Annotated in this window: 23 protein-coding genes; 17 read left to right on the top strand and 6 right to left on the bottom strand. The window is 45.7% G+C overall.

Annotated elements, in window-relative coordinates; all coding sequences use genetic code 11:
- Positions 1-15 precede the first annotated feature (15 nt).
- The 3 genes from R7E47_RS13085 (at position 16) to hldE (ending at position 5,727) form a co-directional block, all read left to right on the top strand.
- The gene (locus R7E47_RS13085) at positions 16-1,272 is read left to right on the top strand and encodes a methyl-accepting chemotaxis protein (RefSeq protein WP_005379890.1); all 1,257 of its coding nucleotides are present in this window, start codon (positions 16-18) and stop codon (positions 1,270-1,272) included.
- 113 nt (positions 1,273-1,385) lie between these two features.
- Positions 1,386-4,229: a bifunctional [glutamate--ammonia ligase]-adenylyl-L-tyrosine phosphorylase/[glutamate--ammonia-ligase] adenylyltransferase gene (gene glnE / locus R7E47_RS13080; RefSeq protein WP_258488277.1), complete on the top strand. Its 2,844-nt coding sequence runs from the start codon at positions 1,386-1,388 to the stop codon at positions 4,227-4,229.
- Positions 4,230-4,296: 67 nt separating this feature from the next.
- Complete coding sequence (gene hldE, locus R7E47_RS13075; RefSeq protein ID WP_017633601.1) at positions 4,297-5,727, top strand: bifunctional D-glycero-beta-D-manno-heptose-7-phosphate kinase/D-glycero-beta-D-manno-heptose 1-phosphate adenylyltransferase HldE; 1,431 nt, start codon at positions 4,297-4,299, stop codon at positions 5,725-5,727.
- A gap of 177 nt (positions 5,728-5,904) precedes the next feature.
- Here the strand turns inward: hldE and tolC are convergent, their stop codons facing one another.
- Positions 5,905-7,233, bottom strand: a complete 1,329-nt coding sequence (gene tolC, locus R7E47_RS13070; RefSeq protein WP_005379884.1) for an outer membrane channel protein TolC — start codon at positions 7,231-7,233, stop codon at positions 5,905-5,907.
- Between the two features lie 229 nt (positions 7,234-7,462).
- Here tolC and nudF point away from each other — a divergent pair, with 229 nt between their 5' ends.
- From nudF to parC, 6 genes are all read left to right on the top strand, one after another.
- Positions 7,463-8,113, top strand: a complete 651-nt coding sequence (gene nudF, locus R7E47_RS13065) for an ADP-ribose diphosphatase (RefSeq protein ID WP_017633602.1) — start codon at positions 7,463-7,465, stop codon at positions 8,111-8,113.
- Positions 8,113-8,556 carry a DUF1249 family protein gene (locus R7E47_RS13060; protein WP_017633603.1) on the top strand — a complete coding sequence of 148 codons (444 nt, stop codon included), beginning with the start codon at positions 8,113-8,115 and terminating at the stop codon, positions 8,554-8,556. The genes nudF and R7E47_RS13060 overlap by 1 nt, the downstream gene beginning before the upstream one ends.
- A gap of 61 nt (positions 8,557-8,617) precedes the next feature.
- Positions 8,618-9,424: a 3',5'-cyclic-AMP phosphodiesterase gene (gene cpdA, locus R7E47_RS13055; RefSeq protein WP_005387419.1), complete on the top strand. Its 807-nt coding sequence runs from the start codon at positions 8,618-8,620 to the stop codon at positions 9,422-9,424.
- Positions 9,425-9,471: 47 nt separating this feature from the next.
- Positions 9,472-10,056, top strand: a complete 585-nt coding sequence (gene yqiA / locus R7E47_RS13050) for an esterase YqiA (protein ID WP_161440773.1) — start codon at positions 9,472-9,474, stop codon at positions 10,054-10,056.
- Positions 10,057-10,305: 249 nt separating this feature from the next.
- Complete coding sequence (parE, locus tag R7E47_RS13045; RefSeq protein WP_137281702.1) at positions 10,306-12,186, top strand: DNA topoisomerase IV subunit B; 1,881 nt, start codon at positions 10,306-10,308, stop codon at positions 12,184-12,186.
- A 3-nt stretch (positions 12,187-12,189) separates the two neighbouring features.
- Complete coding sequence (gene parC, locus R7E47_RS13040; protein ID WP_017633605.1) at positions 12,190-14,475, top strand: DNA topoisomerase IV subunit A; 2,286 nt, start codon at positions 12,190-12,192, stop codon at positions 14,473-14,475.
- Positions 14,476-14,512: 37 nt separating this feature from the next.
- On the opposite strand, the gene degS is transcribed toward parC, so the two are convergent.
- From degS to zapG, 3 genes are all read right to left on the bottom strand, one after another.
- Positions 14,513-15,577: an outer membrane-stress sensor serine endopeptidase DegS gene (gene degS, locus R7E47_RS13035; protein WP_017633606.1), complete on the bottom strand. Its 1,065-nt coding sequence runs from the start codon at positions 15,575-15,577 to the stop codon at positions 14,513-14,515.
- 190 nt (positions 15,578-15,767) lie between these two features.
- Entirely contained in the window at positions 15,768-17,135 is a 1,368-nt protein-coding gene (locus R7E47_RS13030; RefSeq protein ID WP_025768400.1) for a Do family serine endopeptidase, read from the bottom strand.
- Positions 17,136-17,335: 200 nt separating this feature from the next.
- Complete coding sequence (gene zapG, locus R7E47_RS13025) at positions 17,336-17,779, bottom strand: Z-ring associated protein ZapG (protein WP_005379861.1); 444 nt, start codon at positions 17,777-17,779, stop codon at positions 17,336-17,338.
- Positions 17,780-17,974: 195 nt separating this feature from the next.
- Between zapG and zapE the strand changes: the two genes are divergently transcribed.
- The 8 genes from zapE (at position 17,975) to sspB (ending at position 24,685) form a co-directional block, all read left to right on the top strand.
- A complete protein-coding gene (gene zapE, locus R7E47_RS13020; protein WP_005387411.1) occupies positions 17,975-19,078 on the top strand; it encodes a cell division protein ZapE in 1,104 nt (367 codons plus the stop codon).
- A 251-nt stretch (positions 19,079-19,329) separates the two neighbouring features.
- The gene (rplM, locus tag R7E47_RS13015; RefSeq protein ID WP_005372872.1) at positions 19,330-19,758 is read left to right on the top strand and encodes a 50S ribosomal protein L13; all 429 of its coding nucleotides are present in this window, start codon (positions 19,330-19,332) and stop codon (positions 19,756-19,758) included.
- A 15-nt stretch (positions 19,759-19,773) separates the two neighbouring features.
- Positions 19,774-20,166, top strand: coding sequence for a 30S ribosomal protein S9 (rpsI, locus tag R7E47_RS13010; RefSeq protein ID WP_005372876.1), 393 nt, complete (start codon positions 19,774-19,776; stop codon positions 20,164-20,166).
- Positions 20,167-20,860: 694 nt separating this feature from the next.
- Complete coding sequence (gene petA, locus R7E47_RS13005; protein WP_005372877.1) at positions 20,861-21,451, top strand: ubiquinol-cytochrome c reductase iron-sulfur subunit; 591 nt, start codon at positions 20,861-20,863, stop codon at positions 21,449-21,451.
- Positions 21,451-22,716, top strand: coding sequence for a cytochrome b (locus R7E47_RS13000; RefSeq protein ID WP_005372880.1), 1,266 nt, complete (start codon positions 21,451-21,453; stop codon positions 22,714-22,716). Before petA ends, R7E47_RS13000 begins: the two co-directional genes overlap by 1 nt.
- The gene (locus R7E47_RS12995) at positions 22,713-23,450 is read left to right on the top strand and encodes a cytochrome c1 (RefSeq protein WP_005372881.1); all 738 of its coding nucleotides are present in this window, start codon (positions 22,713-22,715) and stop codon (positions 23,448-23,450) included. Before R7E47_RS13000 ends, R7E47_RS12995 begins: the two co-directional genes overlap by 4 nt.
- Before the next feature lie 96 nt (positions 23,451-23,546).
- Positions 23,547-24,182, top strand: a complete 636-nt coding sequence (gene sspA, locus R7E47_RS12990; RefSeq protein WP_005372897.1) for a stringent starvation protein SspA — start codon at positions 23,547-23,549, stop codon at positions 24,180-24,182.
- Between the two features lie 17 nt (positions 24,183-24,199).
- On the top strand, positions 24,200-24,685 hold the full coding sequence (gene sspB, locus R7E47_RS12985) for a ClpXP protease specificity-enhancing factor (protein WP_262646472.1): 486 nt from the start codon (positions 24,200-24,202) through the stop codon (positions 24,683-24,685).
- A gap of 71 nt (positions 24,686-24,756) precedes the next feature.
- On the opposite strand, the gene R7E47_RS12980 is transcribed toward sspB, so the two are convergent.
- Positions 24,757-25,425: a BON domain-containing protein gene (locus tag R7E47_RS12980; protein WP_017633609.1), complete on the bottom strand. Its 669-nt coding sequence runs from the start codon at positions 25,423-25,425 to the stop codon at positions 24,757-24,759.
- A gap of 21 nt (positions 25,426-25,446) precedes the next feature.
- Positions 25,447-26,037: a phosphoheptose isomerase gene (locus R7E47_RS12975; protein ID WP_258670789.1), complete on the bottom strand. Its 591-nt coding sequence runs from the start codon at positions 26,035-26,037 to the stop codon at positions 25,447-25,449.

The following is a 26,037-nucleotide window of genomic DNA, read 5'->3' as shown; positions in this document are numbered from 1 at the left end:
GGTGGAGAACTGACAATGGAAAAGCTGGCATTTAAGCCATGGGAAAGGGTCATATCCGACATTCGACTGGTGCCTAAAATGGTCATGTTGATGGTCTTCAGTACTGTCCTGATCGTGGCAAAACAACTGTGGGACGCAAACACTTTTTACGACTCACTTTTAGCGGCGACACAAAACGCGCAAGTTGCCCAACAGCATTATGAAGCATATTTAACGCAAGTTGCTTGGCAAACCGCCTTATTGATTGTGGTTTTTGTCGTGCTCTTATTAGCGGCGGCTAGAGTGATGTTGCGTCAAACACAGTATCTGAGCGACGCGATCAAACTGATGGCGAGCAAGAACCTCTCTGTTCCATTTGGTATGGATTGTAAAGATGAATACGGAGACGTGGCACGTGAATTAGAAAAGACACGTCGACAATTGCACGATGTGATTCAAATGCAAATTAATGCGTCTGATGAATTATCAACGCTCACCGAAGTCATGACACTGAGCATGTCGGAAACGAAGGAATCGGCGCAAGAAGAGTTTAACGAAATTGATCAACTTGCTACGGCGATGAGTGAAATGTCGTCGACGGTCCAAACGGTTGCGGAACATGCCCAGACGGCCTCTTCTCTGACAGAGCAAGCTTCCGCACAAGCAATTTCTGGTCAGCAGTTCTTGCAAAGTACAATGGCGAAAATGAGTGAACTTTCGTCGGATATCGCTTCATCGGCACAAGCGGTTAACCAAGTTGAAGAACGTGTTGAAGCCATTGGTAGCGTTGTAGGGACGATTCAAGGCATTTCTGAACAAACCAACCTGCTTGCACTGAATGCGGCGATTGAAGCGGCGCGAGCTGGCGAGGCTGGGCGGGGTTTTGCTGTGGTTGCAGATGAAGTTCGTAACCTTGCCCAACGTACACAACAAGCGACGGTAGAAATTCAAGAGATGATCGCACAGCTGCAAACCAGTGCTGAATCTGCGGTAGAACTCATGGAAAAAAGCGTTGTAGAAGCGGCAGATGGAAACGAGCTGGTTTCTAATGCTGGATCTGAGCTCGATGGTATTGTTGGGCAAGTGACGCAAATCAATGACATGAACTTCCAGATCGCGACGGCGTCTGGTCAGCAAAGCAGTGTTGCAGAAGAGATGAGCCAAAACCTCACCAATGTACGTGAGTTGGTGGAAGCCTCAGTTGTTGTCGTTACCGAGCTGCTAGAAACCTCTGAAATGATGCAAAATAATGCAGGTGAGCTAGACAAGAAGATCAAATCTTTCCAAGTTTAATATTCGATCCCGAACTTTTGATAAAACGCCCACAAACCTTTTGTGGGCGTTTTTATTTGCTTTCAGTCTGGTATAAAGAATGAGTTACCGTGCTTTTCAAACAAGGAAGAAAAATGCAGCTGCCTTCGCCACTGATTTCTATCGCTGAATCTGCCGTACAAAACGCCCAAGACGCAGGTTATTTTCCCCTTTGGCCCGATGAAGTTGCGCAGCAATTTCGTTATGTGGCGGGCTTAAGCCAATTTATAACCGAAGCCATTCATCGCGATGAAGTCCTAGCCCGTGAGTTGCCAAGTATGTTAGCGCAGCCAAGTCGTCAGGAGTCTTACCGCTCAAGCCTTGCTGAACTGTTGGAACAATGTCCTGATGAGATGTCTGGTCATCGCGTATTGCGTCAGTTTCGCAACCGAGAAATGGTGTACATTGCGTGGAAGGATTTCACGCATGCATGGTCTCTAGAGACGTCTTTAAGCCACTTATCTGAGTTGGCAGAAGCGATGATTTTTGAAACCTATCAATGGCAATATCAAGTGTGTTGTCAGGAGTGGGGCACGCCAACAAGTGAGGACGGTGAAGTGCAGCCGATGTTAATTATCGGCATGGGGAAACTGGGTGGTGGCGAGCTAAACTTTTCTTCCGATATTGATCTAATTTTCACGTACCCAGAGAATGGTGAAACCCAAGGCGCACGCCGAAGCATTGCCAATGCCCAGTTCTTTACTCGTCTTGGTCAACGCATCATCAAAGCGCTCGACCAACAAACCTTCGATGGTTTTTGCTACCGCGTCGACATGCGGCTTCGCCCATTTGGAGAAAGTGGCCCCTTGGTTATGAGCTATGCCGCACTTGAAGATTATTACCAAGAACAGGGACGAGATTGGGAACGTTACGCGATGATCAAAGCTCGGGTGATGGGATGTGAGATGTACCCGCAGTATCAAGAGCTACGCCAAATGCTGCGCCCTTTTGTTTTTCGTCGTTATATTGATTTCAGTGCGATTCAATCTTTGCGTCGAATGAAGTCGATGATCAGTAGCGAGGTTCGCCGCCGAGGGTTGAATAACAACATTAAGCTAGGTGCGGGTGGCATCCGAGAAATTGAATTTATCGCTCAAGTTTTTCAATTGATTCGAGGTGGTCGAGAGCCTTCTTTGCGTAATCGAGGGCTGTTGGAAACGCTGCAAGGCATTGAAGAACTGGCATTGCTTACTCCAAAAGAAGTCAGCGATCTAGAAGCTGCATACAAGTACTTGCGTCAATTAGAAAACTTGTTGCAAGCAATGGCGGATAAGCAAACCCAGACGCTGCCTGATTGCGAAACCGAACGCTTAAAGCTCGCCACTGCGATGAAAATGAGCTGTTGGGAGCAATTAATTGAGCAAACCCAGCAGCATATGGCAAATGTTCACCAAGTTTTTGAATCACTAATTGGTGATGATGAAGAAGACGAGGGGACTACTGTTGCTCGTCATTTTCATGAGCTATGGGATATGGCCGACAAACAAGACGTTCTTGAGCATATCTTGCAGCAGGATATTCAGATTGAAGACTTTGCTTCATGCGCGAAAACCATCATCAACTTTAAAACCGATCTGGCCAAAAAAACGTTAGGCCCACGTGGACGCGAAGTGCTCAATCGTTTGATGCCGAAAGTGTTTGATGCGGTCTTTGCCCATCCTGATGCACAGTTTGGTTTATCTCGTGTACTTCACTTGCTACACAACATCTGCACTCGCACAACTTACTTGGAATTATTGGATGAGCATCCAGCGGCTCTGGTGCAGCTCGTACGTTTGTGTACCGCAAGCCCAATGATTTCAGAGCAGCTGTCTCGTTATCCTATCTTGCTTGATGAGTTAATCGACCCTGCGCAGCTGTACAATCCCATTCCATTAGACAGTTACCGTACAGAGCTACGTGATTATTTGGCGCGTATTCCTGAAGATGATATGGAACAGCAAATGGAAGCGTTGCGTCAGTTTAAGCAAATTTGTATTTTGCGTATTGCAGCGGCAGATATTGCTGGCGCATTGCCAGTGATGAAAGTGAGTGACCATTTAACTTATTTAGCGGAAGCTATCGTTGATGCGGTGATCAGTCAGGCTTGGTTGCAAGTGTCTGAAAAGTACGGCGAGCCAACGCATGTGAAAGATCGTGAAGGCAAAGGCTTTGCTGTAATTGGCTATGGTAAAGTCGGAGGGTGGGAGCTCGGCTATAACTCCGACTTGGATATTGTCTTCATGCATGACTGCCCAGTCAATGTCTACACTGACGGCAAAAAAGAGATTGATGGTCGTCAGTTCTACCTTCGTTTAGCACAGCGTATCATTCATATTTTCTCCACTCGCACCGCTTCCGGTATTTTATACGAGGTCGATACCCGATTGCGTCCGTCCGGTGCATCGGGTTTGTTGGTTAGCCCAACGGACGCGTTCGACGACTATCAACATCAAGACGCGTGGACATGGGAGCATCAAGCACTTGTCCGCGCGCGCATGATTTATGGTGATGAACCACTGGCAATTGCATTTCACAATACGCGGCATGATGTGCTGTGCAAAGCACGCGATCAAGCTGAACTGAAAAAAGACGTTGTCGAAATGAGAGAAAAAATGCGCGGTCATCTTGGGGGGAAAAAGCCAGGCCGCTTTATGCTCAAGCAAGATGTAGGTGGGATTACCGATATCGAATTTCTCGCTCAGTACCTAGTGCTCAACTATAGTCACGATAAGCCGAAATTGACGCGTTGGTGTGATAATGTGCGCATCTTTGAAACGCTCATTGCGCAAGATGTTATGGACGAAGACCAAGCAATGCAGTTGATACGTGCTTACACGACAATGCGCAACGAAATACACCGCCGAAATCTACTCAATTTAGACGCTGATGTGGTGGAAGATAAGTTTGTTGCCGAAAGGGAGTGGGTAAAACAGGCTTGGAATCAGTGGTTCAGTTAAGACCATATATTTAGCCTCGATAAGGGCTGTGATAAACTCACTTCGATTTAATTTTTGGAGACCAACAATGAAACCAATTCTACCTGATTACAACAGCGCTGGTGTGCTCATCATCGGTGATGTCATGCTAGATCGTTACTGGTATGGCCCAACCGGGCGCATTTCTCCTGAAGCGCCGGTTCCTGTTGTAAAAGTAGAAAACAATGAAGAGCGTCCTGGTGGTGCTGCGAACGTTGCGATGAACATCGCATCACTAGGTGGCCATGCTCACATTGTTGGTCTAACTGGGGAAGATGAGCCTGCAAAAGTGCTGACGGAGACGCTGAGCTCACTCAATGTGAAGTGCGATTTCGTTGCACTGCCTGATTACCCAACGATTACGAAGCTTCGCGTAATGAGCCGTGGACAACAGCTTATTCGTCTCGACTTCGAAGACAAGTTTGAAAACACAGATTCTGCGCCTGTGCTATCGCGTATGGATGCCGCACTGCCAAACGTTAAAGCCGTGATTATGTCTGACTACGCAAAAGGTTCGTTAGAGCATGTTCAGGCATACATTCAAAAAGCGCGCGCAGCAAATATTCCGGTTTTCATTGACCCGAAAGGTGCTGATTTTGAACGCTACCGTGGCGCAACACTTCTTACGCCAAACATGAAAGAGTTCGAAGACGTTGTAGGTAAAGTGAAATCTGACCAAGAGCTAGTAGAGAAAGCACTGGCTTTGGTTGAAGAGTTTGAATTTGAAGCGCTTTTAGTGACACGCAGCGAAAACGGAATGACCTTGATTCGTCGTGGCCAGGAACCGTTCCACCTTCCAACTCAAGCGAAAGAAGTGTACGACGTGACAGGTGCGGGCGACACGGTTATCTCTGTATTGGCAGCGTCTGTTGCCGCAGGCAAATCATTTGAAGAAGCGTGTGCATTAGCAAACGCAGCGGCAGGTGTTGTGGTTGGTAAACTAGGCACGTCAACGCTTTCTGAGATTGAATTAGCAGAAGCGGTACATGGCAGCCAAGACACGGATTACGGTGTGATTTCAGAAAAAGCACTGATCGAAGCGGTGAAAAAAGCACGAGCTCGTGGCGAGAAAGTCGTTATGACAAATGGCTGCTTTGATATTCTGCACGCTGGGCATGTGTCTTACTTAAACCATGCTGCTGAACTGGGCGATCGCCTAATCGTTGCGGTAAATACCGATGAGTCAGTAAAACGCCTTAAAGGCCCTGGTCGTCCGGTAAACCCAACCGATCGCCGCATGGCGGTGTTGGCAGGTTTGGGCGCTGTGGATTGGGTTGTACCATTTAGTGAAGATACGCCGCAGCGTTTGATCTCAGAAGTTCTACCAAGCTTGCTAGTAAAAGGCGGTGACTACAAACCAGAAGAGATTGCTGGTGGTAAAGAAGTCATTGCGGCGGGTGGTGAAGTTCGTGTATTGAACTTTGAAGATGGCTGCTCGACCAGTGAGATCATTAATGCAATCAAAGGCGGTAAGGGCTAAGCCTGCTGTTTGTTAGCATTGAAATGCTATTTGCTCATAAAGGTCGCTAAGTGCGGCCTTTTTGATACTTGATGCTCAGAGACACTTTTAGGCTCTGAACTACAAGTAATAAAAAACGCCAGCTGATAACTCAACTGGCGTTTTTATTTATTAAGACCTGAAGTATTCAGTTAGCGGTTATTTTGCCGCTTTCAAACCTGCATCAACGTCCAAGATGTCTTGTTCGCTTAGCGTACCAACTGCTTGGCGTAGCTGAAGAACACTTAAAATGTAGTCGTAACGAGCGTTCGATAGGTTTTTGTTCGCATCGTATAGACGACGAGTCGCGTCCAGTACATCAACGATAGTACGAGTACCTACATCAAAGCCAGCTTCTGTTGCTTCTAGTGCAGAGCGTGCAGAAATAACCGCTTGCTCATACGCACGTAATGCGCCGATAGAGGCGTTAATGTTGTTGTTTTGTGCGCGAACATCTTTGACTACGCTACGGTACTGTGCTTCAAGATCTTCGCTTGCTGCCACGTATGCGTATTCAGCTTGTTTGGTTTGAGAGGTTACGTTACCACCTGTGTATAGCGGTACTGCAAGGTTCACACCAATATTGAAGTTGTCTGTCGTGTTGTCACGAGAGCTATGAGAAGTATCACCGTAGTTGTAACCACCGTCTAGAGAGAGCGTTGGTAGGTGGCCAGAGCTTGCTAGTGAAATATTGTCACGCGCAATGTCTTGAAGAATACGTGAAGATAGCAAGGTCAGGTTTTTGGTTTTTGCTTCATCAATGAGCGATTCAGCAGGTACGGTCGATGGGCTAGCAGTGAAGCGGCCAGTGTCCAAAATGTTGAGATCTTTGTGCTCTTGGCCTGTAATTTCACGCAGTGACTCGTAGCTATTAGTGAGCGCGTTTTCTGCCAACACTTCGTCCGCTAGCACTTGGTCGTACTGAGCTTGTGCGTCATGCACGTCAGTGATTGCAGACAAACCTACTTCAAAACGCTGTTTAGTTTGCTCAAGTTGACGGCCAACCGCGGCTTTTTCTGCACGTACGAAAACAAGATTATCTTGTGCGCGTAGAACTTCAAAATACGCTTGTGACACGCGAAGAATCAGTGCCTGTTGCGTCGCTGCGTAAGTTGCGTCTGCTTGGCGAGCACTTTTCTCAGCAGTATCTAGAGAGATCCAAGATGCGCGGTTGTAAAGTGCTTGTGAAAAGCTAACGCCAGCGGTTAGTGCGTTGCCATCGTTTGATACGTCGCTAATTAGATTTGAATCGTATTCAGTATCACCACGAGTTAAATTGTAACCCGCAGTAAGGTTAATTTGTGGTAATAGAGCACTACGGCTTGAGGTGATTGCTTCGAAAGCTTGGTCACGTTGTGCTGCTACACTGAGCAATTGTGGATCATTTTGTTTTGCCAAGTCGTAGATTTCAGCCAAAGAGTCTGCGAACGCAGACGTACTCATGCTACCTAGCGCTGCACTGATAAATAGTGGAAGCAATTTTTTCATTTTCTATTCCCGCGGTCCATAGATTGGTTAATTCTCAGTAGTTTAACTCAATTTGCACGATATTTACTCTAAAGTTTGCACTTTTTTACACGTAATTATCCACTTGTGCAATAAATTTTTAGCAAAGACTTAAATTAATTTGTAACTATTATACAAAAAGTTGAGCCAAGTCCTTTGAGCAAGCGAATAACAATGAGTAAACTACAGGATTCACTCAGAGAGGTGTTGAATGCAACAGCGTGACAAACAACAACAAGATTTTACTTCGCGAGATGTAAAAGTCATCTCGAAAGAAACCTTATTTGAAGGTTTTTTCAAAATGGTGAAATACCGCTTTCAGCATAGGCTATTTGCTGGTGGTTGGAGTGGAGTTGTCGAACGAGAAATGTTCGAGCGTGGTCACGCAGCAGCGATGCTTCCTTATGATCCAAAGACGGACCAGGTCGTAATCATTGAACAGATTCGTATTGGCGCGTTGGAACATGAACACCCTTGGCAGCTAGAAATTGTCGCCGGTATGATTGACCGCGATGAATCTGCTGAAGCCGTAATTCGTCGAGAGGCTGTCGAAGAAGCGGGGATTCAGGTGGGGCGCGTTGTACCTGTTACTTCCTATTATCCTTCGGCTGGTGGTTGCTCGGAAAAGCTAGACGTCTTTGTTGGTGAAGTGGATGCGTCTAAAGCGCACGGCATTCATGGTTTAGACTATGAGAATGAAGATATCCGCGTTCATGTCATGAGTCGTGAAACGGCGTATCAATGGGTGAAGGACGGAAAATTTGAAAATGGTGCGTCGATTATTGCGTTGCAATGGCTGCAATTACACCATCAAGAGTTAAAGTCAGAATGGGGACTATCCCAAACGGTGGAGAGTGAGTAATGGCACAATTGGCTGAAAAACAACAATATCATGTTGATTTAGCTGGTCTTATGAGAACGTATGAGACCAACTACGCTAAGTTGAACGCCTTATTGCCTGCTTCTGCCGAAGTTGGGGATGTACGTTGCTACCAAGCGGCGAACATGGTTTACCAATTGACCGTGAATGAAATCACAAAATACACCACAGTTGTTGAGATATGTCAGAGTGATGAAACGCCAGTGTTTCCTTTACCGACGATGTCTGTCAGGCTTTATCATGATGCGAGAGTAGCCGAAGTATGCTCAAGCGGAGAGTTCTCTCGCATAAAAGCTAAGTATGATTATCCCAATGACCAACTGATGCAGAAAGATGAAAAGCATCAATTAAACACATTCCTCGGTGAATGGCTGACGTTTTGTTTACGAAGTGGTATCAGTAGAACACCACTTGCCTTCAATTGATCGTCACGTCACTAAAGGAAAATAACAAATAACGATATAGTGGACGAATCAGGTTTTCATTTTGCAATCATCTAGTGACAGCATCAAACTTTTACAAATTACGGATACTCATCTGTTTGCTGCCGATGAGGGAAGTTTGCTAAGCGTAAAAACAGTCGATAGCTTCAATGCTGTTGTTGCTGATGTTTTACGCCGCAACGTGGCGTTTGATTACATCTTGGCGACGGGGGATATTTCCCAAGACCATAGTGCAGAATCTTATCAGCGCTTTGCCAACGGCATTGAACCGCTAGAGAAAGACTGTTTTTGGCTACCTGGTAATCATGATTACAAGCCTAATATGGGCAGTGTTTTGCCTTCGCCACAAATCAAAGCCGCAGAGCATGTGTTGCTTGGCGAGCATTGGCAGTTAATTCTTTTAGACTCGCAAGTGGTTGGCGTTCCTCATGGGCGCTTGAGCGATCAGCAATTAACGCTACTCGAAGAAAAGCTAGCCGAACACCCAGAAAGACACACACTTGTTTTGTTGCATCATCACCCGTTACTGGTGGGAAGCGCGTGGCTTGATCAACATACTTTAAAAGATGCCGAAGCGTTTTGGCAGGTTGTCGAGCGTTTTGATAACGTGAAAGGCATTCTCTGTGGTCATGTTCATCAAGATATGAATGTGCTTCACAAGGGCATTCGAGTGATGGCAACACCCTCAACTTGTGTTCAGTTTAAGCCTAACTCGGATGATTTTGCCCTTGATACCACTTCGCCTGGTTGGCGGGAGCTGCAACTACACGCTTGTGGCGATATTACGACCCAAGTAGGTCGGCTTCCCGATGGCCAGTTCCAACCAGACTTCTCTTCTAACGGCTACTAACGCGTCCGAGCTCTCTGTTCGGGCTCGCTTTTTTGTGCGAGATATCTATGAGTAAACCTTCACTTCTTCTCTATATCCATGGCTTTAATAGCTCTCCACTCTCCATGAAAGCGAATGTGATGAGAGCCTACTGCGAGCAACATAGGCCTGATATTAAGGTGATTGTTCCCCAGTTACCTTGTTATCCTCAGCAAGCGGCGAAAATGTTGTTGGATATTCTCGAGCAATATAAAGACGACTATAAAATTGGTCTAGTGGGCAGCTCATTAGGCGGTTTTATGTCAACGTGGCTAAATGACAAGTTTGGGTTTAAAGCGGTAGTGGTCAACCCCGCAGTCAAGCCTTATGAGTTGCTAGTAGATTATTTGGGTAAGCAAACTAACCCATATACGCATGAAACCTATACACTTGAAGCTTGTCATATTGACGAGTTAAAAGCTCTTGATGTACAAAGCATCGCGTCGCCACATTCTTTTTGGTTATTGCAACAAACAGAAGATGAGGTTTTAGACTATCGACAAGCGGTAGATAAGTTTGCAGACGCTAAGCAAACAGTAGAACAAGGCGGTGATCACAGTTTTGTAGGCTTTGAGCGTTATCCTGCACAGATTATCGAATTTCTAGAACTGTAATTCGAAAGCGATTGGAAAAGGCTCATAGTTTTTATTGATATATCCAACCGTTTCTTGACATGGGCGGTATGCTTTCCGACTATGTTTTGCCAAAAGATCTTAAGGGTCGAGGACCCTGGCTACTTTGTTATGCATCATGTTTATAAACTCTTAGTGATGTGAACAGGGTGGCTTTTTCGTTTCCTGAGTATGGGTACGCCCATTGGTGATACTCAGGCAACAAGTAAACTTTGAGAATAATTCCGTATTATGACTGAACAATATAATGCTGGTGCCATTGAAGTACTGAATGGCTTAGAGCCAGTACGTCGCCGACCAGGGATGTATACGGATACAGCGCGCCCAAACCATTTGGGCCAAGAAGTTATCGACAACAGTGTCGATGAAGCGCTAGCCGGACATGCCTCAAAAGTACAAGTCATCCTACATGCTGACCAATCACTCGAAGTGATCGATGATGGTCGAGGCATGCCTGTTGATATCCACCCAGAAGAGAAAGTATCAGGCGTAGAGCTAATTCTATGTAAGCTACATGCGGGTGGTAAGTTCTCTAACAAAAACTACCAATTCTCTGGTGGTTTGCACGGGGTAGGTATATCTGTAGTAAACGCGTTGTCAAAACGCGTTGAAGTAACAGTTCGTCGTGATGGTCAAGTGTATGAAATTGCATTTGAACACGGCGAGAAAGTGTCTGATCTAACCGTAACTGGCACATGTGGTCGTCGCAATCGCGGTACCAGCGTACATTTCTGGCCTGATGCGAAGTACTTCGATTCGGCTAACTTCTCTGTGACGCGCCTAGTCAACAACCTGCGCGCAAAAGCGGTTTTGTGTCCGGGCTTAGAAATCACATTAACCGACAAAGTTAATGGCAAAGACTATAAGTGGTACTACGAAGATGGTTTGAAAGACTATCTTGCGGAAGGTGTAAAAGGCTATCCAGTTATTCCTGAAGAACCATTTACTGGTGAGTTCTTGGCGGATACTGAAGCGGCAAACTGGGCGGTAATTTGGCAGCCAGAAGGCGGTGAGATGATCACCGAAAGCTACGTTAACCTAATCCCAACCGCTCAAGGTGGTACGCACGTTAATGGTTTACGCCAAGGCTTGTTGGAAGCGATGCGCGAATTCTGTGAGTTCCGTAATCTATTACCTCGTGGTGTGAAGCTAACGGGTGATGACATTTTCGACCGCTGTTCTTACGTGCTGTCGGTTAAGATTCAAGACCCGCAATTTGCAGGCCAGACCAAAGAACGTCTGTCTTCTCGTCAAACCGCGGCATTTGTCTCTGGCGTTGTAAAAGATGCGTTCAGTCTTTGGTTGAACGAAAAGCCTCAGCTCGCAGAGCAATTGGCAGAAGTCTGTATCGCTAACGCACACCGTCGTATGCGTGCAGCGAAAAAAGTCGTACGTAAGAAAGTGGCGTCCGGCCCAGCACTGCCAGGTAAGTTGACCGACTGTTCAGCACAGGACTTAAGTCGCACTGAAATCTTCTTTGTGGAGGGTGACTCTGCGGGTGGCTCGGCAAAACAGGCACGTGACCGTGAATTCCAAGCCGTGATGCCACTGCGTGGTAAGATCTTGAACACGTGGGAAGTCTCTGCCGATCAAGTTCTTGCGTCTCAAGAAGTACACGATATTTCTGTTGCTTTGGGTATTGACCCAGATAGCGACAACCTCGAGAGTCTTCGCTACGGTAAGATCTGTATCCTTGCCGATGCGGACTCGGATGGTCTTCACATCGCAACGCTGCTTTGTGCTCTATTTACTCGTCACTTCCGCGCACTAGTGGAAGCGGGTCATATCTATGTGGCGATGCCGCCTCTGTATCGAATCGACTGCGGGAAAGAAGTGTTCTACGCCCTCGATGATGATGAAAAAGATGGCATTTTAGAGCGCTTGTCGAAGAAGAAAGCCAAAATCAACGTGCAACGATTCAAAGGTCTGGGTGAGATGAACCCACTTCAGTTGCGTGAAACCACCATGGATCCGAACACGCGTCGCTTAGTGCAGTTAACCATTGACGACTCTACGGCGACCATGGAAATGATGGACATGCTGCTAGGTAAAAAGCGTGCAGATGACCGTCGTTCTTGGCTACAAAACAACGGCGACTTGGCAGAGGTGTAACGGATGTCTACAGAAATTACCTACGATGGCGTCGAACAATTGCCAATGCGCAAGTTCACTGAAGACGCTTATCTGAACTACTCGATGTACGTAATCATGGACCGCGCCTTGCCATACATTGGTGATGGCTTAAAGCCGGTTCAACGACGCATCATTTATGCGATGTCAGAGCTCGGTCTCTCTGCATCAGCAAAATACAAAAAATCTGCACGTACCGTTGGTGATGTGCTAGGTAAATACCATCCGCACGGTGATTCAGCGTGTTACGAAGCGATGGTATTGATGGCTCAGCCATTCTCTTACCGCTATCCATTAGTGGATGGTCAAGGTAACTGGGGTGCGCCAGATGATCCGAAATCATTTGCGGCAATGCGTTATACCGAAGCAAAACTGTCTAAGTTTGCTGAAGTATTGCTTGGCGAACTTGGTCAGGGCACGGTTGAATGGCAACCTAACTTTGATGGCACAATGAAAGAGCCACAAATGTTGCCAGCACGTCTGCCTCATATCCTGCTTAACGGTGTAACCGGCATTGCCGTTGGTATGGCAACAGACATCCCACCGCACAACGTTCGTGAAATCGCAGATGCGACTATTCATTTGATCGACAACCCGAAAGCAGAACTGCCGGACGTGATGCAGTATGTCAAAGGTCCAGATTACCCAACAGAAGCAGAAATTATCTCGCCGCAAGCGGATATCGAGAAGATTTACCGCAACGGTCGTGGCAGCATAAAAATGCGCGCGGTTTGGCATAAAGAAGGTTCTGATATTGTTATCACTTCTTTGCCTCACCAAGTATCGGGTGCCAAACTGCTTGAGCAAATCGCTAACCAGATGCGTGCGAAGAAGCTGCCAATGGTTGACGATCTTCGTGACGAATCGGATCACGAGAACCCAACGCGTATTGTTGTCGTGCCTAAGTCAAACCGCGTCGATTGTGATTTGTTGATGAACCACTTGTTCGCATCAACGGATCTTGAGCGCAGTTACCGCGTTAACTTGAACATGATTGGTTTGGATAACCGTCCTCAAGTTAAAGGTCTGGTGCAAATTCTGTCTGAGTGGATCGAGTTCCGTCGTACGACTGTGCGTCGTCGTTTACAACACCGCCTAGACAAAGTCATGGCTCGTCTACACATCTTGGAAGGTTTGTTGGTTGCTTACCTCAACCTAGATGAAGTGATTGAGATCATCCGTACTGAAGACGATCCAAAAGCGGTGCTGATGGAACGCTTTGGTATTACCGATATCCAAGCGGATGCAATTTTAGATACCAAACTTCGTCATCTAGCAAAACTAGAAGAGATGAAGATCCGTGGTGAGCAAGACGAGCTAGAGAAAGAGCGTGAGAAGCTAGAACAGCTACTCGGTTCTGAGCGTCGTCTGAACACACTACTGAAAAAAGAAATCAAAGCAGACGCAGAGAAATACGGTGATGACCGTCGCTCTCCAATGGTTGAGCGTGCAGAAGCAAAAGCGCTGACTGAACGTGACCTCGTACCAAGTGAGCCAATCACGGTTGTGCTTTCTGAGAAAGGTTGGATTCGTCACGCGAAAGGCCATGACGTGGATGCCGAAGGCTTAAACTATAAGTCGGGTGATAAGTATTTAGCGCATGCTCGAGGTAAGAGTAATCAGCCTGCGGTATTCCTAGGTAGTGACGGTCGAAGTTACTCTCTGGAATCGCACTCACTGCCTTCTGCTCGTAGTCAAGGTGAGCCGATTACCGGTCGCTTGAATATTACGGCTGGTAGCAGTATTCGCCAAGTCATCATGAGTGAAGAAGATCAGCTGTGGCTGGTGGGTTCAGATGCAGGTTACGGCTTTGTATGTAAAGGCGCGGACTTGCTGTCTAAAAACCGCAGTGGTAAAGCGCTCGTCACTTTACCTGCCAACTCTGAGATCATGACGCCAAAAGAGATTGAAGATTTAGACTCTGATGAAATCTTAGCAATCACTAACCAAGGTCGCATGCTGCTGTTCCCAATCAAAGACTTGCCACAACTGGCGAAAGGTAAAGGGAATAAGATCATCAACATTCCTGCAGCTAAAGCAAAAGAGCGAGAAGAAGTACTATCTCACTTAATGTCTTTACCAAAAGGTGCATCGTTAACGCTGTACGCGGGTAAGCGAAAGTTGGGTCTTAAACCGTCTGACCTTGATAACTTCCGTGGCGAACGTGGTCGCCGAGGTGGGTTATTACCGAGAGGTTTGCAGCGAGTCACTCGCATTGAAGTTGAGCTAGATGATTCCGATACGACGGAAACACCGAGCGATAGCGAGTAACGCACAAATAAAAATCCCAGCCAATGGCTGGGATTTTTTATGCTTCTTGCTTGTCTTCGGCAATGGTGACTTTCAAGGTCATCTCTTTTCCTTTGCGAATAATGCCGACATCCACGGTGGTGCCAGGCCGTAAATCGGTGACGATATCCATAACGCTCTGACGCCCCTGAACCTTATTGCCATCAATACTGATAATGATATCTTGTTTTTGAAAGCCAGCCGCATTTGCTGGGCCATTTGGATCAATACCAAGTACGACAATACCACCTATGTGTTCATTTCCAAGTAAGCGAGCAGTGACCGCATTAATGTCTTGGCCGTCGATTCCAATATAACCACGAATCACGCGGCCATCAGCGATGATTTTCTGCATGATCTTACTGGCTAGCGGCGCAGGGATCGCAAAAGAAATACCGTAAGTTTCTAAGTCTGTCGCTTGCTGAAAAGAGGCGGTGTTAATGCCGACGAGCTCGCCTTGTGTGTTCACTAGGGCTCCACCAGAATTACCTTCATTGATGGCGGCATCGGTTTGAATGAATGCTTGACGACCATCGCTAATAGATGAACGACCTGTGGCAGAAATAATGCCGAACGTTGTGGTTTGTCCAAGGTTGTATGGGTTACCGATGGCTAGTACTACATCGCCCACTTGTGGTTTGTAATTAGAGTTTAGAGGGATTACGGGCAAATTCGAACCTTCGACACGCAGCACGGCTATATCAGTACGTTTATCTGTCCCTACGAGCTGAGCCGCTGCGGCTCTGCCGTCTTGTAATGCCACAACAATTTGATCAGCTTGAGCAACCACATGATAGTTAGTAATGATGTAGCCTTTCTCACTAACAATGACACCTGACCCCAGACCTTGAGTCGAGAGTTTACTGCGATCATTCTCAACATACTTACGGCTGTAGATGTTTACCACTGCAGGCGCTGCTCTTCGGACCGCTTGATTAAACGTCAACTCGACTGATGCGATATTAACAGGTTGAGGATCAAGCGCGGCAGGAATTACGTTGTTGCGCAAAGATGGAACCGCCAGTAATACCACTGCGGCAGTAGCCAAGCCTAAAAAGACAGAACGTAATAAAAAGCTGAGCATATCCTCTCCATGCGTGAGCGCCAAAATGGCATCGAAGATGAAGAATAGCATTACATTGAAAAATAACAAAAGGGCAGCACGTCATCGAGCTGCCCTTTTCATTAGTTATTGAGCGATAAGGAAAAGTGATCGAGCCTTATCACTCAGTACTATGCATCGAAAACCTTATTTTCTATCACTTTGAAAGTGGTTAACGAATGACAAGGTAAATAGTACGTTCACCACGTTGAATATTAAGAGCCAGTACACCTTTGTGTTTCTCTACGATTGTACGAAGCTCGGCAAGGTTTTTCACTCGTTGACGGTTCACACCGATAATAATGTCACCTTGTTGTAATTGATATTGAGCAGCCGGAGAGTTATCTGCAACGCTCGATACTTTAACACCTTGGATTACATCACTTGGTGTTGTATTGCTTAATTCCGCACCTTTGAGTCCCTCATGTAATGTCTCCGCTTTAGCTTTCATATTCGTAGATTCGCCAAGCGTTACATCAAAGGTTTTATTCTTACCATCTCGAACCACACCTAATGTGATTTCTTTACCTGCGCCCAGTGTTGCCACTTTTGCGCGGAGCTCTGAGAAAGTATTAATCGCTTTGCCGTTCACCGATACAATTACGTCACCGGCTTTTAACCCTGCTTTATCGGCTGCGCTGTCCGGTACGACTTGACCAATAAAGGCCCCTTTACTCGACTCGTAACCCAATGCATCAGCTAGCTCAGAGGTTACTTCGCCACCTTGCACACCCAACATGCCGCGTTTGACTTCACCAAACTCTAGAATTTGATCGGTGAGGTTTTTCATCATGTTTGATGGAATCGCAAAGCCAATACCCACATTACCGCCGTTAGGGCCTAAAATCGCAGTATTAATACCGATCAGCTCACCATTAAGGTTGACCAATGCACCACCAGAGTTACCGCTGTTAATTGCGGCATCGGTTTGGATGAAGTTTTCGAAGTTTTCAACGTTTAAGCCACTACGACCAAGGGCTGAAACAATACCCGAAGTCACAGTTTGACCGAGTCCAAATGGGTTACCAATCGCAACCGTAAAGTCACCGACACGCAGTTTGTCGGAATCCGCGACTTTAATCTGCGTTAAGTTTTTCGCTTTCTCTAATTTAAGTAACGCAACATCGGCCATTTCATCACCGCCAACGAGCGTAGCGTCATACTCGCGCCCGTCAAAGAGGCGAACTCGAATCTCATCTGCCCCCTTGATCACGTGGTAGTTAGTGACAATATGGCCTTTCTTCGCATCAATAATGACACCAGAACCTAAACCTCTGAACGGGCGCTCTCGCCTTTGTTCCATAGGAAAGTCTGGGCCAAAGAAAAATTGAAATTGCTCGGGAATGCGGCTGGTTTGTACTTGTTTACCTTCTACAGCAATACTCACAACAGCTGGGGTCACCTTCTCAAGCATTGGTGCCAAGCTAGGTAACTGTTGGCCATCCACATTCAAAGGTAATGCGGCAGTGGCTTGAACTGGGGCAATAATCGAACCCAAACTCAGAGATAGAACGGTGAGCGCAAGCAGTGGTTTTTTCATCCAATAACTCCTCTTGAAACATGTCTGCCAAAAAGAAATATCCGAACGGTTAGTTCACTTTGTTAATAACTAATATAGGGTCTAGTTCGGACAATCAAAAGGGGAGGCAGTGCACATCCAAGTTAGAGCGAAGGTGAGGTGAAAAAGTTCAAAAAAGGGCCGATACAAATGTATCGGCCCTAGATAGAAGTAAGAGAGGATTATGATGCTTTTGCGGTTACCGCTTCGGGAGCATTAATGATTTCTTTCTCTTGATCCTTCAAAAGACCGGTGGCGCCATTAGCGTAGTCTTTTGGTTGTTCGTTAAACTCTGGTTGATCTTCTGCAATAGTTTCAGACGACATTGCCGTTTTCTTATCAAACGGGTTGTCTTGTTCTGGTAAGTTTGGCAAAAGCTCAGAAGAGGTCTTGGCCATATGTTGGTATAGCTTGGTGTAATCTTTACCTAGGGTGTCCAACATTTCTGCGGTTTGTGCAAAATGATCGACGAGCTCTTGACGTTGTTGCTCTAATTCAAACTTGGCCGCTTCAAGTTCTTTCTGCACAGACTTTTGTTTCTTGTATTCAGGGGTGGTTAGTCTACTAATGACTACGCCTACGATTGTACCGACCAGCAAACCCACAATGGCATAAATCCAAGGCATAACTGCTCCTTATAGTTGTTTTAACAAGTCTTTTACTACTTAGTTACACGCGGTGCTCGTCCATGTTACTATGGCTTGAACAGCCGATAAAGAAAAATAGCAGTATGTCTTCGGGGACTGATAACTACTTCTCTCTATTCTCAAAGTTGACCCCGAGGCAACCCTTTTCTCTATACCTCTATACGACTTAATACGATGACACCACTACAACAATATCAAAAAGACATAGCAGAACACGGGTTTCAGCGTGATGAAGCTCAGTATCAAGCGGTCGTTGCATTAGACAAGCTTTACCATGCTATCGTTGAATTTCAGTCAGCGCCTGTGCCTCAGCTTTCCAAATGGCAAAAGCTAATGGGGAAAAAAATCGACAAGCCTGAACCACCAAAAGGCCTTTACTTTTGGGGTGGCGTAGGTCGCGGTAAAACCTACCTTATGGATGCATTTTTTGATGCTTTACCGACCCAAAGAAAAATGCGCGTCCACTTCCATCGATTTATGTATCGAGTACATGATGAGTTAAAGCTGTTAGGTGATGTCGAAAACCCTCTATCAAAAGTGGCGGATAAATTTAAAGAAGAAGCAGATGTGGTTTGCTTTGATGAATTTTTTGTTTCCGACATTACTGATGCGATGATCCTTGCAACGCTACTTCAAGAAATGTTCAAGCGGCAGATGATCCTAGTCGCGACTTCAAACATCGAGCCGCAGAACTTATATCGTAACGGTTTGCAAAGAGCGCGCTTTTTGCCCGCGATCGATATGATTTTGGCACGTTGTGAAGTGTTGAATGTCGATAGTGGCGTTGATTATCGCTTAAGAACGTTAGAACAGGCTGAAATATACCATTACCCGCTTGATGAGCAGGCTAGCATAAACCTTAACAAATATTATCAGCAGCTGACTGGAGAGCGTCAGTTTGTTGCTCATCAAATCGAAGTTAACCACCGTCAACTAGCGGTGATTGAAGCAAGCGACGGGGTGCTGCATGCGTCGTTTGCTCAGTTGTGTCAAACTGCTCGCAGTCAAAATGACTACATTGAATTGTCTCGTATTTACCACACTGTATTACTGGCAGATGTTCAACAAATGAACCGAAAAATAGATGATGCGGCGAGACGCTTTATCGCGCTGGTCGATGAGTTTTACGAGCGCAATGTTAAGTTGATTATTTCTGCTGAAGTGCCAATGGCCGACTTATATACTGATGGGCAGTTAGAGTTCGAATTTAAGCGCTGTTTGTCTCGGCTTACTGAGATGCAAAGTCATGAGTATCTCGCGCGTGAACATTTGGCCTAGATCCAATGGGTTCTTAAAAAAGTGAAGAAAAAATTAGTGATTTGGCGCAAAAAAAGGTGATTTTTTCTTCGCTCTTCTCTATAATCCTGCGACCCACCGTTACTGCAGACCTGATTATCGAAGTTATTTCGAAATTGAAGGTCGAGAGTACCAACGACTCGAAGGGGTGATGACTGGGCTCTTAGACAGTGTGGGAGCACTATTGGGTGTTCCTTTAAAGTTTAAAATTTAATTAACGGGTTATTGTTAGCATGAAAACTTTCGTTGCTAAACCAGAAACTGTAAAACGCGACTGGTACGTTGTAGACGCTGAAGGTAAAACTCTTGGCCGTCTAGCAAGTGAAATTGCATCTCGCCTACGTGGCAAACATAAAGCTGAATACACTCCTCACGTTGACACTGGTGATTACATCATCGTTATCAACGCTGAGAAAGTTGCTGTAACTGGTAACAAAGCTAAGAACAAAGTGTACTACCGTCACTCTGAATTCCCAGGTGGTCTAAAATCTATCACTTTTGAAAAGTTGATCGATCGTAAACCTGAGATGGCTCTTGAGCTTGCAGTTAAAGGCATGCTTCCACGTGGTCCTCTAGGCCGTGCTATGTACCGTAAGCTAAAAGTTTACGCGGGCGCTGAGCACAACCATGTTGCTCAACAACCACAAGTACTAGACATCTAATTGGGGATTTCGAAAATGGCAGAGAATCAATACTACGGCACTGGCCGTCGCAAAAGCTCAGCTGCACGTGTTTTCATTAAACCAGGCAGCGGTAACATTGTAGTAAACAAGCGTAACCTTGACGAATACTTCGGTCGTCCAACAGCACGTATGGTTGTACAACAACCTCTAGAGCTAGTTGAACTAACTGAAAAGCTAGACCTTTACGTAACAGTTAAAGGCGGCGGTATTTCTGGTCAAGCTGGTGCTATCCGTCACGGTATCACTCGCGCGCTTATGGAATACGATGAGTCTCTACGTCCTGCTCTACGCGCAGCTGGCTACGTTACTCGTGACGCTCGTTGCGTTGAACGTAAGAAAGTTGGTCTACGTAAAGCACGTCGTCGTCCACAGTTCTCTAAGCGTTAATTTCCTCTTATCGGGAATTATGCTTTTCAGAGTTACTCTGGAAACTGTGTACCAAAAGCTCGGCTCTATGCCGGGCTTTTTTGTATTTAAAGACATCATACTTGTCTTCAAGCAACGAACAGCCTTCACTTATCATCACACTCCGAGCAGGCCTTCTTATTCGTCCTCTTCGTCGAAAGGTTGCCAGTGCCGTTTTATATCTGTGCCTTATTTAATCGCGACTCACCACGCTTTCTCTTGCGATGCAGCATAGATGTATTCATCAGCAAGAGTGTCTTTGTATCTTATTCTTCCTGTAACATGTTTTAAAATGACTTACGCTCCTTTTTGAGCATTCTGCGTGCTACAAAATTGAAAATATAAACACAGTAAGCTGAACGCGTAATACGAAATATTTCTCTGTGTAATTAACTGAAAACTACCAAGATAAAAGGTTTTATCTACTTTCAGCGGGGCTTCTATGTGGTGCTTTCTTGTTACAAATCACATCAATTTTTTATAATTCTGCCGCTTTTGTGACGACGCGAGCGATTTGCCTCACAAATGTTACAAAAAGGTAGCTTTATCTTGTCAAAAAGTAGGGTTTTCTTTATCATTTCCCTCCAATAAATAGAACTAAATTCATTATTTGTTAGCCATGCTCTTATAAGCGGAATAATAACGATCCAAAGGGAGCAAATGGGAGAATGTTTGGATGAGCAACGCGCCTTTAAATAACGGTCGCAGGCGTTTTCTAACCGCTACAACGGCAGTTGTTGGTGGGTTAGGGGCAGTCGCCGTCGCCGTGCCTTTTATCAAATCATGGAATCCGAGTGCTAAAGCCAAAGCGGCGGGCGCACCGGTGGAAGTGGATATAAGTAAAATTGAACCAGGTCAGCTGGTTCGTGTTGAGTGGCAGGGAAAACCTGTATGGATTGTTCGCCGCACTCAAAGCGTTCTGGATAACTTAAAATCGATCGGTGATAAGCTTCGCGATCCACAATCTGAAATGGAGCAGCAGCCTGAGTACGCTCAGAATGAGTTTCGTTCGATTAAGGAAGAGTTTTTCGTCGCAGTTGGTTTCTGTACCCACTTAGGTTGTTCACCAACCTATCTACCTGACTCTTTCTCAGAGCAGGTGCAGGGCGTAAGATCTGGCTTCTTCTGTCCTTGTCATGGTTCTAAGTTCGACATGGCTGGTCGAGTGTTCCAAGGAGTACCTGCTCCGTTGAACCTTGTCGTTCCTAAGCACATGTATTTGAGCGATACCAAGCTCATTGTGGGTGTTGATGAGGGAGATGCATAATGCAAGCAATGTTAGATTGGGTTGAAAAGCGTATTCCTGCAATGAATGCTTATAAAAAGCATTTGTCTGAATACCCAATGCCTAAGAACTTCAACTTTTGGTACCTTTTCGGTTCTCTGGCGATGCTGGTTCTTGTTAACCAAATCCTAACGGGTATTTGGCTAACGATGAACTATGTTCCTTCAGGCGACGGTGCATTTGCGTCCATCGAATACATTATGCGTGATGTAGAGTACGGTTGGCTTCTGCGTTACATGCATTCCACTGGCGCGTCAGCGTTTTTCGTTGTTGTGTATCTTCACATGTTCCGTGGTTTGATCTACGGTTCATACCAAAAACCTCGTGAACTGTTGTGGATCTTCGGTATGTTGATCTTCTTAGTTCTCATGGCTGAAGCGTTCATGGGTTACCTACTTCCATGGGGTCAGATGTCATACTGGGGTGCGCAGGTAATCATTTCCCTGTTTGGTGCTATTCCTGTTATCGGTGATGACCTAACGCTTTGGATTCGTGGTGACTACATCATCTCTGGTGCAACGCTAAACCGTTTCTTTGCACTACACGTTATTGCACTGCCTATCGTTTTGCTTCTTCTTGTTGTTCTGCACGTATTGGCGCTGCACGAAGTAGGCTCAAACAACCCGGATGGTATCGAAACTAAGCTGCCAAAGGGCTCAATGGGCGACGATTACAAAACGCAATTCAAGTTCCACGATTACTACACGAAGAAATATGACATCATTGATTCGATTCCTTTCCATCCGTACGGCACGGTTAAGGACTTGGTCGGTGTTGCTGGTTTCTTGTTCTTCTTCTGTTACGTGCTGTTCTTTAACCCAGAAATGGGTGGGTACTTCCTTGAGCCGCCTAACTTTGAAGCTGCAAACCCACTGAAGACACCAGAGCATATTGCTCCGGTATGGTACTTCACGCCGTTCTACGCAATCTTACGTGCGGTTCCAGACAAACTATTAGGTGTTATCCTAATGGGCGCGTCAATTGCAGTGCTGTTTGTTCTACCTTGGTTGGATCGTTGTAAAGTTCGTTCATACCGTTACCGTAGCAAACTTCATCTATTGAATATTGTACAGTTCACCATCGCCTTTATCGCTCTGGGTATTTTAGGTGCGTTACCTGCGACACCAACGTACACACTACTATCTCAGATCTTTAGCTTGTGTTACTTCATGTTCTTTGTGTTGCTGTTCTTCTACAGCAAAAATGAAGCAACCAAACCATTACCAGAGAGGGTGACATTCAAATGAAGAAGTGGATTGTAATTCTATTTGCTATGTTGCCATCACTAGCGATGGCAGCTGGGGCCAATGTTCCGCTGGATAAAGCGAATGTTGACCTTACGGATAAAGCTTCGCTACAAAACGGCGCGAAGTTATTCATGAACTACTGTTTTGCTTGTCACTCTACGCAATACCAGCGTTACGAGCGTGTAGCAACAGACTTGGAAATTCCAACAGACTTAATGAAAGAAAACCTGATTTTCAATCCTGAAGCGAAAATCGGTGATCTAATGGTCAATGCTATGCCACCGAAGCAAGCGGCAAACTGGTTTGGTGCTCCACCACCAGATCTTACGTTGGTTGCACGAGTTCGTGGTGCTGATTGGTTATACACTTACTTACGCTCTTTCTATGTTGATCCATCTCGTCCATTCGGCGTGAACAACATCGTCTTCCCGAGTGTTGGTATGCCGCATGTGCTTGAAGAGCTACAGGGCATCCCGACGCCTATTTACGATACGAAAATCGTAGATGGCGAAGAAGTACAAGTTGTTGTTGGTACTGAAACCGATGGCACGGGTGAGCTGAGTGAAGGCGAATATGACAAAGCGGTTGGCGATCTCGTTAACTTCTTAGTTTATTCAGGTGACCCAGTGCAGCTTGAGCGTCACGCTCTAGGCTGGTGGGTAATGGGCTTCTTAGTGCTTCTAACCATCGTTGTCGTGATGCTCAAGAAAGAGTATTGGCGCGATGTGCATTAATTGTGCTAAAATACCGTGCTAATTCCCAATTTTAATTGATGTACAATGGAGGCTTAGCCTCCATTGTTTTTATTTGTAAGTGTACTGGAGGGCTCCATGGCTGTAGCTGCCAATAAACGTTCTGTGATGACTCTTTTCTCAAGTGCATCAGATTTGTATAGCCATCAGGTTCGCATTGTACTAGCTGAAAAAGGTGTAAGTGTTGAAGTTGAGCTTGTTGACGAAGCAAACCTTCCTGCTGAGCTTGTTGAGCTAAACCCATATAAATCAGTGCCAACTCTTGTTGACCGTGAGCTAGCTCTTTACGATTCAAAAATCATCATGGAGTACTTGGACGAGCGTTTCCCTCATCCACCTCTAATGCCGGTTTACCCTGTTGCTCGTGGCAACAGCCGCTTGATGATGTACCGTATCGAACGCAACTGGTATTCACTCGCTGAAAAAGTGATGAAAGGTAATGCGGAAGAATCAGAAAAAGCACGCACAAAGCTGCGTAATGATCTTCTGACGTTAGCGCCAATTTTTGCTGAATATGAGTACTTCATGAGCGAAGAATTCAGCTTGATCGATTGTTACCTAGCTCCACTATTGTGGCGTTTGCCTCAACTTGGTATCGATCTTGTTGGCCCTGGTTCAAAAGAAATCAAGGTATACATGAACCGCGTATTTGAACGTGATTCGTTCCTTGCTTCTTTGACTGAAGCTGAACGTGAAATGCGCCTAGTTCGCTAAGCGATTTAAAACACGTTATGGATATTGCAAAAATGACTGCTCGCCGCCCGTATATGCTTCGCGCATTTTACGACTGGTTAGTAGACAATGACTTGACTCCTCACTTGGTTGTGGATGCAACAATGCCAGGGGTGCGTGTCCCGGTTGAATTTATTCAAGATGGTCAAATTATTTTGAATATTGCGCCACGTGCAGTGGGTAATCTTGAGTTAGGTAATGATGCGATTACCTTCCATGCTCGCTTTAGCGGTCGTCCGCACTCAGTGATCGTTCCTGTGTATGCTGTTCAAGCTATTTATGCACGTGAGAATGGTGCTGGTACTATGTTTGAACCAGAAGAAGCGTACACTCACATCGAAGAAGAAGTGATGACCGAGGAAGAATCATCCCCATCGTTCACAACGGTTAGCGATGAGCCTTCTGAGTTAGTTTCTGATTCAGATGCCGAAGAGGACGATGCTCCTCGACCAAAAGGCAAACCAAGCTTAAGAGTGATTAAATAATAAAAAAGCAGCGTTACGCTGCTTTTTTCTTTTTAACTTGTTGAAGATGATTTCAAGCCAGACTTTGGAAATTACTCACTAATCGTAAAGACTTCGACGTTCTCTTCACTTTCTGTGCTTGCCTCACTTTCTATTGTTTGTACACCGTCACTCGGTAAGTCTACTTCAACAGGCTCCATTTCGCCGTATTGGAACCCTTTAATGACTTGTTTTACGCCTGAGATATTACGCGCGATTTCTGTCGCTCGATCGCCTTGCTCTGGCGTGACATAACCAAACAGAAAAACGTCGCCATCTTCGGTGATCACTTTAACCTTAACACCATTAAGCTCAGAATCAGTAAGCAAAGCTGACTTTACTTTGGTTGTGATCCAGCTGTCATTGCTAATCTGGGTAACAGTGAGTGGCTCTTTTTGTTTGATTTGATTGTGTATGACTTTTACACCACTAACTTCTCTAGCTCTTCGCTCTAAAGCAAGGATAAGGTCTTGTGTCGGAGCTTGTCCCATAAGGACTACAGTCCCATTATATGAACTGGCAACGACACGAACTTCACCTTTAAACGGTGCTTTATTGCCGATCGCCGCAACTTCGAATTCGATGTTATTGTCCTGCCAGATTTGTTTTGTCGTGCGTGTGTCCGTGACAATATTCGCTGTGGTTGCTGCACCTGCGATAAACAAACCTGCGCAACCACTTAAACTCAATGCTGTTAATAAGATAACAAGGCTACGTATCATAATTCTGACTCTCAGTCTTGGTTACTCTTCGTGAGCAGGGAAAAGCACCTGGTCAATAAGATCACAAAGACAATGGAGTGTTACCATATGTACTTCGTGAATACGTGCAGTGCGGTGTGATGGAATACGAATTTCGACGTCGTTCTCACCGAGCAGTCCTGCCATCTCTCCGCCATCTTTTCCTGTTAGCGCGATAATCGTCATGTCTCGAGTTACGGCTGCTTCCATCGCTTTGATAATATTTTTACTGTTACCGCTAGTCGACATGGCAAGCAAAATGTCGCCTGGTTGACCAAACGCTCGTACCTGTTTTGAGAAGATTTCCTGGTAGTGGTAATCGTTGGCCACTGCGGTTAGGGTGGTATTATCGGCGGTTAAGGCCATTGCTGGTAAGCTAGGGCGCTCAGTTTCAAAACGGTTTAAAAGACAAGAAACAAATTGTTGAGCGTTTGAAGCACTGCCGCCATTACCACAACATAAAATTTTATTGCCATTAAGCAGGCTCGACACCATCGCTTGAGCTGCATGAGTAATGGCATCAGGCAGCACCTCTGCTGCTGCGATTTGAATTTGAATACTTTCTGTAAAGCTGTCTTTAATGCTGTCTAGCAT

Source organism: Vibrio sp. Vb1026 (genome assembly GCF_033338745.1).
Lineage (GTDB): Bacteria > Pseudomonadota > Gammaproteobacteria > Enterobacterales > Vibrionaceae > Vibrio > Vibrio alginolyticus.
The sequence above is the reverse complement of the archived record's forward strand: the minus strand, read 5'-3'. Positions and strand labels throughout refer to the sequence as shown.